At 53.7% G+C, this 12,432-nt stretch carries 13 protein-coding genes; 7 read left to right on the forward strand and 6 right to left on the reverse strand.

The features are described from left to right. Positions 1-9: 9 nt before the first annotated feature. The 6 genes from ftsY to IEV97_RS05900 form a co-directional block, all read right to left on the reverse strand. The gene (gene ftsY / locus IEV97_RS05875) at positions 10-969 is read right to left on the reverse strand and encodes a signal recognition particle-docking protein FtsY (RefSeq protein WP_188500588.1); all 960 of its coding nucleotides are present in this window, start codon (positions 967-969) and stop codon (positions 10-12) included. A 113-nt stretch (positions 970-1,082) separates the two neighbouring features. Next, positions 1,083-1,235 carry a DUF4295 domain-containing protein gene (locus tag IEV97_RS05880; RefSeq protein WP_007652248.1) on the reverse strand — a complete coding sequence of 51 codons (153 nt, stop codon included), beginning with the start codon at positions 1,233-1,235 and terminating at the stop codon, positions 1,083-1,085. A gap of 2 nt (positions 1,236-1,237) precedes the next feature. Beyond that, on the reverse strand, positions 1,238-1,426 hold the full coding sequence (gene rpmG / locus IEV97_RS05885; RefSeq protein WP_007652246.1) for a 50S ribosomal protein L33: 189 nt from the start codon (positions 1,424-1,426) through the stop codon (positions 1,238-1,240). 135 nt (positions 1,427-1,561) lie between these two features. Next, positions 1,562-3,178 (reverse strand): aminopeptidase P family protein, encoded by a 1,617-nt coding sequence (locus IEV97_RS05890; RefSeq protein ID WP_188500589.1) that lies wholly within the window; start codon positions 3,176-3,178, stop codon positions 1,562-1,564. Beyond that, a complete protein-coding gene (gene rpmB / locus IEV97_RS05895; protein ID WP_018476578.1) occupies positions 3,178-3,417 on the reverse strand; it encodes a 50S ribosomal protein L28 in 240 nt (79 codons plus the stop codon). Before rpmB ends, IEV97_RS05890 begins: the two co-directional genes overlap by 1 nt. Before the next feature lie 132 nt (positions 3,418-3,549). Next, positions 3,550-3,723 (reverse strand): C1orf53 family protein, encoded by a 174-nt coding sequence (locus IEV97_RS05900; RefSeq protein ID WP_308419849.1) that lies wholly within the window; start codon positions 3,721-3,723, stop codon positions 3,550-3,552. A gap of 145 nt (positions 3,724-3,868) precedes the next feature. On the opposite strand from IEV97_RS05900, the gene IEV97_RS05905 reads away from it, so the two are divergent. From IEV97_RS05905 to IEV97_RS05935, 7 genes are all read left to right on the forward strand, one after another. Next, positions 3,869-4,183 (forward strand): hypothetical protein, encoded by a 315-nt coding sequence (locus IEV97_RS05905; protein WP_188500590.1) that lies wholly within the window; start codon positions 3,869-3,871, stop codon positions 4,181-4,183. A gap of 149 nt (positions 4,184-4,332) precedes the next feature. After that, positions 4,333-5,574, forward strand: a complete 1,242-nt coding sequence (gene rocD, locus IEV97_RS05910; RefSeq protein ID WP_188500591.1) for an ornithine--oxo-acid transaminase — start codon at positions 4,333-4,335, stop codon at positions 5,572-5,574. Positions 5,575-5,728: 154 nt separating this feature from the next. Then, positions 5,729-6,109, forward strand: coding sequence for a hypothetical protein (locus IEV97_RS05915; protein ID WP_188500592.1), 381 nt, complete (start codon positions 5,729-5,731; stop codon positions 6,107-6,109). 81 nt (positions 6,110-6,190) lie between these two features. After that, positions 6,191-6,454, forward strand: coding sequence for a putative signal transducing protein (locus IEV97_RS05920; RefSeq protein WP_188500593.1), 264 nt, complete (start codon positions 6,191-6,193; stop codon positions 6,452-6,454). Positions 6,455-6,599: 145 nt separating this feature from the next. Continuing rightward, a complete protein-coding gene (gene hemB / locus IEV97_RS05925) occupies positions 6,600-7,574 on the forward strand; it encodes a porphobilinogen synthase (RefSeq protein ID WP_188500594.1) in 975 nt (324 codons plus the stop codon). A 201-nt stretch (positions 7,575-7,775) separates the two neighbouring features. Next, positions 7,776-11,537: a S8 family serine peptidase gene (locus tag IEV97_RS05930; RefSeq protein ID WP_188500595.1), complete on the forward strand. Its 3,762-nt coding sequence runs from the start codon at positions 7,776-7,778 to the stop codon at positions 11,535-11,537. 191 nt (positions 11,538-11,728) lie between these two features. Continuing rightward, a complete protein-coding gene (locus IEV97_RS05935; RefSeq protein WP_188500596.1) occupies positions 11,729-12,346 on the forward strand; it encodes a hypothetical protein in 618 nt (205 codons plus the stop codon). The last annotated feature ends 86 nt before the right edge of the window (positions 12,347-12,432 follow it).

The raw sequence follows: 12,432 nt of genomic DNA on the forward strand, positions 1-12,432 counted from the left end.
AGCAAAAATCTATTTGCGGGAGAAGAACGACTCCACGAACTGGTTCTTGTCGAACAGCTGCAGGTCCTCTATCTTCTCGCCCACTCCGATGTATTTCACCGGAATCTTGAACTCGTCCGATATACCGATCACCACACCGCCTTTGGCCGTGCCGTCCAGCTTGGTGATGGCCAGCGCCGTTACGTCCGTGGCTTTGGTGAACTCACGCGCTTGAAGCAAGGCATTCTGCCCTGTGCTGCCGTCGAGCACCAGCAGCACCTCATGCGGGGTATCTACTGTGATCTTCTGCATCACGCGCTTGATCTTCGACAGCTCGTTCATCAGGCCCACTTTGTTGTGCAGTCTTCCGGCTGTGTCGATGATCACCACATCGGCTCCTATCTCTACTCCTTTCTTTACGGCATCATAGGCTACAGAGGCCGGGTCGGTGTTCATACCATGCGATATCACCGGCACGCCCACACGCTCGCCCCAGATGATCAGCTGATCCACGGCCGCGGCACGGAAGGTATCGGCAGCTCCCAGCACGACTTTCTTGCCGGCCTTGTGGAATTGCGATGCCAGCTTGCCGATGGTGGTGGTCTTCCCCACACCGTTCACACCCACGACCATGATCACGTAAGGCTTGATGCCTACCGGCAGGTCGAAGTTAGCGCCGTCGCCTGCACGGTTCTCCTCGAGCAGGGCGGCAATCTCCTCACGCAGGATTCTATCGAGCTCGCTTGTGCTCACGTATTTGTCGCGGGCTACGCGTTTCTCGATGCGGTCGATGATCTTCACCGTTGTCTCTACCCCTACGTCCGCATGCACCAGAATTTCCTCCAGTTCGTCGAGCACCTCCACGTCTACCGTAGATTTGCCAACGACTGCTTTGCTCAACTGCCCGAAAAAGCTGGTTTTTGTTTTCTCTAGGCCCTTATCGAGCGATTCTTTCTTCTGCTCTTTGCTGAAAAAGTCAAAAATTCCCATCTGCGTGTTTTGTAGGGTGAAGACTATCTCGGTGGATACGGTAATATACTAAAAAAGTCCCAATAAAGGGACTTCTTCATGTATTCTATCTATGTATAGTAGAGTAGGCTTAATTACTTCTTAAGGAACTCCTGTACTTTGTCAACAGGCACCATCTCTTCTTTAAAGCTGTAAGCACCAGTTTTTGGAGACTTAACGGCTTTGATCACTTTCGCCCAATCTTTACCTGTAGCGGTTTTTAGGGTTGCAACTACCTTCTTAGCCATGGTTATTTAATTTCTTTATGTACAGTTACTTTTTTCAACACAGGGTTATACTTCTTAAGCTCTAGACGCTCAGCAGTATTTTTTCTGTTTTTGGTAGTGATGTACCTTGAAGTTCCAGGCATGCCAGTCGCTTTATGCTCTGTGCACTCCATAATTACCTGGATTCTATTACCTTTTGCTTTTTTAGCCATCTCAACAGTAAATTTTTATTTAGGACTGCAAATATACAAGCTTAAATCTCTAATTACAAACAAAGTATCAATTTTTCTGAAGAAGCTTTTTGAGTGCCGCTCCAGACGCTTTCTATACCTTGCCCGTATCGCCTCTTAATCCAGCTTCGGAAGCTTAAAACCATCCAACGCGCTCGGCTGGGCCATTGTTTTCTCTATCTCCTCTACCGTGCGTGGCGCCAGTTTCGACAGGTTTTCCCAGCCCTTTTCGGTAATCAGGATGTCGTCTTCGATGCGCACGCCAATGCCCCACCACTTCTTGTCGCAGGGACTGCCTTCCGGTATGTAAATGCCCGGCTCCACGGTGATGACCGTGTTGGCTTGGAAAGGTCCGAAGCTACCTCGGTCGTGCACGTCTAACCCCAGATAATGTGAAGTGCCATGCGGAAAGTAGCGCTGTACTTCTTCTCTTTTCTTGATCACACCCAGCCTCACCAGCCCGTCGGCTATCACGGCTTCGGCTGCCTGGTGCGGCGCGTTAAAAGCGTTGCCCACTTTGCACTGCTGGAAACCCGCCTCCTGTGCCTTCAGCACCAGCTCATAAATGGCCCGCTGCTCTTTCGTAAACTTACCGTTGGCAGGTATGGTGCGTGTTACGTCGGCGGTATAGCCGAGGCACTCCGCCCCCACATCCATCAGCACCAGTTCCTGGCCAGGTATAGCCGGCTTGGCGCTGGAGGTATAGTGGAGCACGCAGCCGTTGTTGCCGGCCCCCACGATGCTGGGGTAGCCTACGTGCTGCGCGCCGTATTTCTTGAACACAAACTCGTGAATGCCCTGCACCTCCATTTCGGACATGCCCGGCTTCATGGCTTTCATCACCTCGATCTGCCCGACGGCCGATATACCCGCCGCCTTACGCAGCAGGCTGATCTCCGCCTCGGTTTTTACTTCCCGCATTCCGTCCAGCACCTGGTCGAGTGTGAAGGCGTCGAGCTTTTGGTCAGGTATAGCCGCCACCGCCTTGGTGCGGCCGCGCATGTCTTTGGCCTCCAGGTAACCCTGCAGCGGCTTGTCGTGCTTCAGTTCCGGCTCCCGCTGCATCGCTTCCTGAATGTAAACAGAGACGCCTTCCGCCTGTCCCAGCCCGTGCTCCCGCACAATGCCATAGAGCATGCTGCGGGTCGCGCTGAAATTGGCCGGGTACTTTACCTTCGTTTTGAACTGGCCTAGCAGACTAAATAAATCCGCTTCGTCAGCGGCGTCATCGCGCACGTCATGCGGCAGTTCCTTGATCAGGATGTGCTGCAGGTTGGCCGTGTCGAGTTTATAGCCCGCGAAGTCGGTGTTTGCGAGCGTGGTGATGCCAAGTTCTTTTTCTGCTCCCTTCACTCCTAGCCTGCTCCCGTTCCAGAGCTCCTGCATCTCGTCGTTGGGTTGCACGAACAGCAGTTCCTGTACCTGCTTGCCATCCACGGTATGCGGACTTTGAAACAACAAAAGCACGGCATTCGGCTCTTTGTAGCCGGTCAGATAATAGAAATCGGGGTCAGGATGGTAGTAGTAGTCCACGTCGTTGGCGCGGTTGCGCACCGGACTGGCAAAAAGAACGGCAACGGAGCGAGGGGGCAGCTGTTGCCGCAGTACCTCTCTCCGTTGCCGGTGAAACTCTTTATCTAAAGTATCAGATGGCTTTCCCGAGCCTGCATGCGGTTGCGCTACTGCCGTAAAAGACAGCCAGCATAACAGTGCACACAGCCGGAAGGCTGCCATTAGTACATAATGTAGCCTTGCTCAACAGCCTTCTTCAGCACTGCTGAGATGCCGTTCTTGTTGATTGTTCTCAATGCTGAAGTGGATACTTTAAGGGTTACCCAAGCATCTTCCTCAGGGATGTAGAAACGCTTCTTCTGAAGGTTCGGATAGAACTTACGCTTTGTCTTATTGTTAGCGTGAGAAACGTTATTTCCTACTTGTACTCTCTTTCCGGTTAAATCGCAAACTCGTGCCATCTTGTATTTTCTTCTAAATTATTTCAATAGGGGTGCAAATATCTATAAAAAGATACACAATGTCAAAGGCATAGCAGATAATTTTAACTAAACAGGCTCTAAAACAGCTACAAAGGCCTTTTCATTGTGCGTCTATATCTTGCCTGGGCCTTTATCTTCGGCTTCTTTCCTCTTTTTGGTGAAGTCATAGGGGCAGTTCCGGCAGGCGTTTTTGCAGCAGTAGCCGCGCTTAAGCAGGTACTTGGCCGTCAGCACCATCAGTCCCCGCTCAAAGTAAAAATCCTCTCCTTCTTTCAGGTCGCTCACAGCTATACTTCTTTTTAAAGGGCAAATATCGGCATTTTCAGGACGCTCACCAAATATCTGCCGTCCCCTCTCTCCCTTCCGCACCATATTCGTTCAACTATATATCATTCCTTGCCGCGCATTCGACAACTAAATCATAAAGACCATGTCCCGTTTCAACAATTTGAGTGAGCTCGTGTCCGTCATGCGCGCCCGCGGCTTCGTGAACACCTTCAGCATACAGCACCAGCAGGTATACTGCTCTGAGCTGAGCAAGTCCATCTCCCCTAGCCAGCTTACCCTGCTCGAGCGGCATGTCGTGCCTTTGCCTTCTTCGCAGACCGGGGAAGAGGAGGTATACGGTTTCCGGACCGACGACAACCAGCTCGGCATTATGACCAACATCTACGCCGAGTACGACCCGGAAGGCTTCTATGCGGTGTTCCGGCAATGTCTGAAAGGACACGCAGTCGGCGCCTAGCCGTGCTTTCCGGGTAAAGGTATAATTCAGGCTGTTTTCACTATATTTACAACAATTCGTCAGAATCCCGGTAAATATAGGTTCGGAGTTGTAGCCTGTGGCGCAGCTCTGTTCTTAGTTTCAGACAACAGCTTTTTAACACATAAACTATGAGCACGCTATCCATTACTTCCAGCCAGCAGGCAATCGAAACCGAAGAGAAATACGGCGCCCACAACTACCACCCGCTGCCGGTGGTGCTGAACAAAGGCGAGGGCGTATACCTGTGGGATGTGGAAGGCAAACGCTATTACGATTTCCTGTCGGCCTATAGCGCCGTGAACCAGGGCCACTGCCACCCACACATCATCAACGCGCTGATCGAGCAGGCGCAGCAACTCACGCTGACTTCCCGCGCTTTTTACAACGACAAGCTAGGTATAGCTGAGAAGTACATCTGCGAGCTGTTTGGCTACGACAAATCTCTTTACATGAACTCGGGCGCAGAGGCTGTGGAGACAGCCATCAAGCTAGCCCGCAAGTGGGGTTACCTCAAAAAGGGAATCGCCTCGCACAACGCCGAGATCATTGTAGTGGAGCGCAACTTCCACGGCCGCACGACGGGCATCATCTCCTTCTCCACCGATCCGGATTCCACCAAAGGCTTCGGTCCGTATATGCCGGGCTTCAAAGTGATTCCTTATGATGATCTGGAGGCGCTGGAAACGGCCCTGAAAGAGAACCCGAACGTGTGTGGCTTCCTGGTGGAGCCAATCCAGGGAGAAGCCGGTGTGGTCGTGCCGCAGGACGGCTACATGGCCAAGGCGCATGCGCTTTGCAAAGCGTACAACGTGCTGCTCATGGCCGATGAGATCCAGACAGGTATAGCCCGCACAGGCAAGCTACTGGCCAGTTATTATGACGATGTAAAAGCCGACATCCTGATTCTGGGCAAAGCCCTTTCGGGTGGTGTACTGCCGGTATCCTGCGTGCTGGCCGACGACGATATCATGCTGTGCATTCAGCCCGGCGAGCACGGCTCTACTTTTGGTGGCAACCCGATGGCCGCCGCAGTGGCCATTGCCGCTTTGGAGGTGATAAAAGATGAAAACCTGGTGGAGAATGCCTACAGGCTGGGTGAAGTGTTCCGGGACCGCATGAACCAACTGATGGCCAAGCGTCCGGAAGTGGTAACGCTAGTACGTGGTCGTGGATTGCTGAACGCCATCGTGATTAAGCCTGCTGCAGACGGTCGCACCGCTTGGGATGTGTGCGTGGAGCTGAAGGAGAACGGCCTGCTGGCCAAGCCAACCCACGGTGACATCATCCGCTTCGCTCCGCCGCTGGTGATGACCGAAGAGCAGCTGCACGAGTGCTGCGACATTATTGAAGGAGTGATCATGAACTTCTAAGTCAGGTATACCTGACGCAAAGTATAAAGGCGAGGCTCCAGCGGCTTCGCCTTTTTGTTTTTTAAGCGAAAACAAAAAAATCAGTAGCTTTAAGAAACAATAGTTCTTGATTACAAGAAGCGTAAACTGTATGTCTTGGATTAACTTAGAAGTAATGAAAAAGTATCTGTTTGTTTCAGCTTTGTTCTTATTTTCCTGTTCATCCGAAAACGTAACGACACCAGAAAACAACGCTTCTGCAGATGAAAAACTTCAATGGAGGAAGGACTATGCTTTTTGTGCCTGCTTGCACCACGCTTTAGGAGAAGACATAGCTGGTCAAATTAGAGAAGTAGATTTCTCTAGGGGAATGTTATTTGATATAGGAGACCTTGGTGGACTATACCGCCCTCTTGATAGCATGGCTTTAGAGGCTGCCAGCAAGATAACAGTGAGCCGGATAAAAGATTTTGGAGACTCGCGACCTATCGTTTTTGAATGTCTACAATTTCATCGCTCGAAAGAGCTGGATATGTACTTGAAATCTATAAAGTAAGAATAATTTCTACAGCAATCGCGAAAGCATAATAACGTCAACACATGGGACTTCGACTTGCTTCTAATTTAAATTGAAAACATGCCTCAACCAGATCAAACCAAACCCATTGTCATTTTCTCCGGTGATTTCCACCGGGCAGCCATCATCAAAAACATGCTCGAGAACCACAGCATTTACGTGTTCATGCAAAACGAGCACATGGGCAGCATCGCGCCCTGGCAGGTGAGCTCAGGCGGTTTCAACCCGGTAAAGCTGATCATCTCCGGTCAGGATGAGGAAGAAGCTAAAAGGCTTTTGGAGGGCTTTGATGACGCCGCTTTTGACAACGAAGACAACTTGTAAGGAAACCTCCGAAAAACAGGTATAGCCTCAAATCATTGCAGGTATAGCATGCACCAATTTCTGAGGTATCGCTTCGCTTTGCCCCGCATAAGCCGTACCTTTGCGGTATACTTATGTTGAAGCATGTTAGAGCAAACGCGATACTATGATCACGAAAAGACCAAGACGAAACCGCTATAACGAAGTCATCCGCAGTATGGTGCAGGAAACCGCACTGGAGCTGAACGACTTTATTTTCCCGCTCTTTATCATCGAAGGGCAAAATCAAAAAGTAGAGGTGGCCTCCATGCCGGGCATCAATCGCTACTCTGTGGACACTCTGCTCGATGAGGTGGCCTCCTGCGTGGACCTGGGCATCAAGGCTTTCGCTCCTTTCCCGAGCATCCCCGAAAACCTGAAAGACAAGTACGCCAAAGAGAGCGCGAACCCGGAGGGCCTCTTCCCGAGAGCCATCCGCGAAATCAAGAAGAACTTTCCGGACGTGGTGCTAATGACGGACGTCGCCATGGACCCCTACAGCTCCGACGGCCACGACGGCATTGTGATCAACGGTGAGATCGTGAACGACGAGACACTGGAGGTGCTGGGCAACATGGCGCTCACGCAGGCGCAGGCCGGCGCCGACATTGTGGGCCCTTCGGATATGATGGACGGCCGCGTGGGGCACATCCGCCGCGTACTTGATGAGAACGGCTTCCACAAGGTGGGCATCATGAGCTATACCGCCAAGTATGCGAGCGCCTTCTACGGTCCGTTCCGCGACGCCCTCGACTCTGCCCCGAAAATGGGTGACAAGAAAACCTATCAGATGAACCCTGCCAACAGCCGCGAAGCGCTGATCGAAGCCGCGCTCGATACCGAAGAAGGAGCCGATTACCTGATGGTGAAACCCGCTTTGGCCTACCTCGACATCATCAAGCTGCTGCGCGACAACTCGCACCTGCCGATAGCCGCCTACAACGTGAGCGGAGAGTACGCCATGGTGAAAGCCGCCGGCCTCAAGGGCTGGATCGATGGTGAGAAAGCCATGCTGGAAAGTCTGCTGAGCATCAAACGTGCCGGTGCCGACATCATCCTGTCTTACTTTGCCAAGGATTTCGCAGAATACATCCGCAAATAGTCGAATCTGACCACTGAGAGAAAGCGCTCTGGGCCACAAGCTCAGGGCGCTTTCTTTTTAAAAGCTATGTTGCAAGAACACAAGGTATAAGATGGCACCTGCGTCTGTGTTTAACCAATTATCATATTCATTCTGAACCAGTTTGGCGTTCGGGCACTTTTACTTATATTGGTGGTTCTATACTTATACCTAAACTACTTTATGAAGGGATTGGGCCTTTGGCTGATGGCCGCGGCACTCGCGACGACTTCTGTTAGCTTCGCGCAGCAGAATGCCTCATTGCCCGTGCGCGCAAATGTGAAGGAGCTGGGCCGCATTGCGGCAGCCGAGGATAAAAACTACCGGGCAAAACGTGCGGAGGCCATTGCGCTTGCCAGGAAAAATGGCTGGGAAATCGAGAAGACCTACCAAGACGGCACGCATATTTCGCTGCAGCGCCTCGATGCGCTGGGTATGCCGGTCTACTACATCACGTATAACAACGCGTCTGCCATCACAACCGGCACAGACCAACTCTGGGCGGGCGGCAAACTGGGCCTTAACCTGAGCGGGGCGAGCGCGAGCGTAACCGACAAAATGGGCATCTGGGACGGCGGCCTGGTCCGCGAATCGCATGTGGAGCTGCGTGGCCGGGTAGCGCAGAAAGATAAGGCCACCAAGCTGAATGACCATGCGACCCACGTGGCGGGCACGCTCATCGCCAGCGGGCAGAGCGGCATGGCCAAAGGGATGGCCCATGGAGTAAAAATGCTCCATGCTTATGACTTCAACAACAACGCCACTGAAATGGCCGAAGCCGCACAGGCCAATATGCTGGTTTCGAACCACTCCTATGGCACCATAGCCGGCTGGCGCTACAACAGCGAGCGCAAGGGCACTGACGAGGATCCGTATTGGGAATGGTGGGGCACTACGCAGGTGAGCGAGACCGAGGACTACAAATTTGGCCTTTACGACGAAACCTCTGTCAGCTGGGACCGCATTGCTTTTAACGCCCCTTATTTTCTGATCGTGAAGTCAGGCGGAAACAACCGCCAGGAGCCCGGGCCTGAGGTGGGGAAGCCCTACATGCAGCGCAACTCCAACGGCAACTTTACCCTGGTGGCAAAGCGCCCCGATAACATCAGCAGCAACGACGGCTACGATGGCATTGCCACATACGGTTCCGCCAAAAACATACTGACGGTGGGTGCTGTGAACAACATACCGGGCGGCTACAACCAGCCATCCGATGTAAAGGTTACCAACTTTAGCAGCTTTGGCCCTACGGACGATGGTCGCATCAAGCCTGACCTGGTTGGCGGCGGAGAAAAAGTACTATCTACGACCAGCGTCAGCGATAAATCTTACAAAGTGTTGAGTGGCACCTCCATGGCGGCGCCCAATATTTCGGGTTCGCTGCTGCTGTTGCAGGAGCATTATGCCAATCTGCACAACGGGCAGGTTATGCGCGCCGCTACCCTTAAGGGCCTGGCCATTCACACGGCTGACGAGGCGGGCAATGCCCTGGGCCCTGACTACATACACGGTTGGGGACTTTTGAACGCCAGTCGTGCCGCTACCATGATCAGCAATGCCCAGGGCACGCACCTGATGCAGGAGCGCAGGCTGGAGCAAGGCAAAACCTATACCTTCGAGGTAGTGGCATCCGGCGCGGGGCCGCTGGTAGCCACCATTTCCTGGACCGATCCGGAAGGAGCCGCCCACCCAACGGCAAGCGCCCTGAACAACCGCAGCCCGCGCCTGGTCAACGACCTGGATGTGCGCATCATGCACCGTGGTAAGACGATCATGCCTTGGGTACTGGACCCGAACGCACCCGACCAGCCTGCCACCCGCGGCGACAATGTGGTGGATAACGTCGAGCAGGTCTTTATACCTGATCCTATACCTGGCGAAACCTATACCATTACCGTAGGCCATAAGCGTACGATTCAGAAAGGACCTCAGGAATATTCCCTTTTGGTGAGCGGCGTGGGCGGCACCGCCTACTGTGCGAGTGCCCCTTCTTCAGAGGCGGGTTCACGCATCAGCAAGATCACATTCGACGGCATCACGACGCCTTTCGAGGGTTGCGCGACCTACCGCCTACAAGACGAGATGCTATTGACTTTTGAGCCGGGCCAGACCAAGGTCGTGTCGTTTGAGCTGGGCACCTGTGGCGCCAATGCCAGCAAAGCCGCCAAGGTATACGTGGACTGGAATGGCAACGGCAGTTTTGAAGATCAAGGTGAGGAAGCGGCTGCTTCGGACGTCATCAATGGTGTTGGCGTGTTCAACGCCAGTATCGCCGCCCCTTCGTTCCTGCAGCCCGGCTCCTCCACCCGACTGCGCGTCGTGCTGGTCGAAACTTCCAATCCGGCCAGTATAAGCCCCTGCGGCACCTATACCCGCGGCGAAACGCAGGACTACATCGTTCAGGTGACTAGGCCATCCTCCGACATCGTACTGCAGCAGGTGGCGCCAGTCGGTGCTTCGCTTTGCGCGGGCACTACCCAACAGTTCTTAGTGACCCTCCGCAACAACGGGCTACGCGAGCAAAAAGACATCCCTGTCACACTGGAGGTATACCGCAGTGGTGCTAAAGTAGCTACCTTGACAACGGTGTACACCAAAACGCTCAAGTCCTTTGACGCTGACGAGATCTTACTGACGGCTGATTTCCAGACCGAAGCTGGAGCGACTTATGAACTGATTTCCTCGGCAGGCGCTGCCAGTGATGCCGTGCCGGAGAATAACACCTTGAGCAAAACGTATGGTGTGGGGGGCAATACTACTGCACCGCAGGTGGTGGCCACCCGCTGCGGCGGTCAGGCCAGCTATACCCTGACGGGCACAGGCGACGGCACGGTCTTCTGGTTCAATACGGCGACCGGAGGCACGCCAATAGCCGCAGGTAACGCAACCAGCATCACGACGAGCAGTGCCAACGGTACCCTCTATGCCTCCCTCAACGATTTCTCAGCTACCGTTGGGCCAGCTACCAAGAAATTTGCAAGCGGCGGCGGGTATAACCAATTCACGCCGGATGTCATTGTAGAGACGCAAGCCCCGATGCTGCTGGAAAGCGCCCGCCTGTACATTGGCAACTCCGGCAAGATCACCTTCACGGCCTACAACAGCAACGGGCTACCTGTATCAACCCGGACACTTACCGTAGAAGCTACCCGCACCAGCCCTGCCCCAAAAGTGCAGGAAGATGACCCGAACGACCAGGGCGCGGTCTATTACTTGGGATTAGAGCTACCAGATGCCGGCACCTACAACATTGCGATCAGTTATGACCATCCGGATGGCGCCACCATCTACCGGAACAACGCCGGTGTAACGGGCTACCCGTTTGGCGTAAAGAACGTGTTCACCATCACCGGCACTACGGCCAACCCAGGTGCGCTTAGCTATTACTACTATTTCTACGACCTGAAAGTGCGTGCCCTCGGCTGCGTTAGCCCAAGGGTAGCGGTGCCAGTGGAGAATGGCGTTCCGATTCCGACACCGCTCATCACGCGCCAGGGCCTTAGCCTGCAGTCGAGTGTGGCGGATGGCAACCAGTGGTACTTAAACGACCAGCCTATACCTGGCGCAACCGGGCAAACCTATACCCCAACTGAAAGCGGCGACTATAGCGTGCAGGCGCAGTGGCAGGGCTGCGTTTCCACACGATCGCAGACCTATACCTTCGCCTATCAGGCTAACGGGCGCACGTTGAAGAAGGAACTGGTCGCTTCGCCTAACCCGAGCAGCGGCATTTTCAAGGTGCAGTTTGAGACAGAGCAGCAGGAGGATCTATACCTCCGCGTAACCGATATGCTGGGTCACGAGATTTACAGCAGACAGGTGACCGGATTCAACGGTTTCTACGAAGCTGATATTGATCTTTCGGCCAGGAGCTCCGGTATCTACCTGCTCCGCGTGAAGTTCGCCAACCAAACCTATACCCAGAAACTGGTGCTGCAGCGTTAGCAGGAAGCTTGCCATATGAAGAGCCCCGGCCGTTGCGCCGGGGCTTTTTTGTGACGCCGTATTTCCGTCTGCTTCAGGTATAGCACAAAGACATACAACCTGAGCCACCGCCTATACCTGCCGCTGCCGTGTTCCCCTTATTTTGCCGGATCGCCCGTATTGCCTATCTTCAGCCAAACAAAACAGAGATTATGAAGAAATTACTACTCGCCATGAGTGTGGCTTTTATGTTCGCCTCCTGCGCGCAGCAGCCACAGGCCAGCAACACCCCGCCACAAACCGAAGAACTTGAGGAGGTGCCTGAGCAGCTGCAACTGGCCTCGCCGGTAACGCCTACGCAACAGGCCTTCTTCAATCAGCTGAGCAAGCTGTGCGGCAAGAGCTTCCGGGGCAAGGCCGTGTTTCCGGCTGATGGCAAAGACCCCTTTGCGGGCAAAGAGCTGACCATGCATGTGCGCGAATGCTCCGATGAGGTTATCCGCATCCCTTTCCACGTGGGCGAGGATAAATCCAGAACCTGGGTCATCAGCCAGATGGAAGAGGGCCTGCAGCTGAAGCATGACCACCGCCACGAAGACGGCACGCCAGACGAGGTGACCATGTATGGTGGCATCGCTCTTGACACACAGGACGCCAGCACCATGCGCTTCCCGGCTGATGCCTTTACCGCCCAGCTTATACCTGCCGCCTCTACCAACGAGTGGAGCCTGGTGCTCAGCCCCGACGGTAAAACATTCAGCTACATCCTCAAGCGCGACAACCAGCTCCGCTTTCACGCTGACTTCGACCTGACCCAGCCGATCAACTAAGGTATAGCTCATCAAAGCAAGAAACCCGGAGTTTGCAATAACTCTGGGTTTATGCCCTCGCTTGCGTCCCGCGAGTGTGAGCTATC

The organism is Pontibacter amylolyticus, assembly GCF_014638845.1.
Lineage (GTDB): Bacteria > Bacteroidota > Bacteroidia > Cytophagales > Hymenobacteraceae > Pontibacter > Pontibacter amylolyticus.

Bases quoted from the DNA above. Each gene is read 5' to 3' on its own strand.
- ftsY (WP_188500588.1), bottom strand. From the start codon at position 969: ATGGGAATTTTTGACTTTTTCAGCAAAGAGCAGAAGAAAGAATCGCTC.
- IEV97_RS05880 (WP_007652248.1), bottom strand. From the start codon at position 1,235: ATGGCTAAGAAGGTAGTTGCAACCCTAAAAACCGCTACAGGTAAAGAT.
- rpmG (WP_007652246.1), bottom strand. From the start codon at position 1,426: ATGGCTAAAAAAGCAAAAGGTAATAGAATCCAGGTAATTATGGAGTGC.
- IEV97_RS05890 (WP_188500589.1), bottom strand. From the start codon at position 3,178: ATGGCAGCCTTCCGGCTGTGTGCACTGTTATGCTGGCTGTCTTTTACG.
- rpmB (WP_018476578.1), bottom strand. From the start codon at position 3,417: ATGGCACGAGTTTGCGATTTAACCGGAAAGAGAGTACAAGTAGGAAAT.
- IEV97_RS05905 (WP_188500590.1), top strand. From the start codon at position 3,869: ATGTCCCGTTTCAACAATTTGAGTGAGCTCGTGTCCGTCATGCGCGCC.
- rocD (WP_188500591.1), top strand. From the start codon at position 4,333: ATGAGCACGCTATCCATTACTTCCAGCCAGCAGGCAATCGAAACCGAA.
- IEV97_RS05915 (WP_188500592.1), top strand. From the start codon at position 5,729: ATGAAAAAGTATCTGTTTGTTTCAGCTTTGTTCTTATTTTCCTGTTCA.
- IEV97_RS05920 (WP_188500593.1), top strand. From the start codon at position 6,191: ATGCCTCAACCAGATCAAACCAAACCCATTGTCATTTTCTCCGGTGAT.
- hemB (WP_188500594.1), top strand. From the start codon at position 6,600: ATGATCACGAAAAGACCAAGACGAAACCGCTATAACGAAGTCATCCGC.
- IEV97_RS05930 (WP_188500595.1), top strand. From the start codon at position 7,776: ATGAAGGGATTGGGCCTTTGGCTGATGGCCGCGGCACTCGCGACGACT.
- IEV97_RS05935 (WP_188500596.1), top strand. From the start codon at position 11,729: ATGAAGAAATTACTACTCGCCATGAGTGTGGCTTTTATGTTCGCCTCC.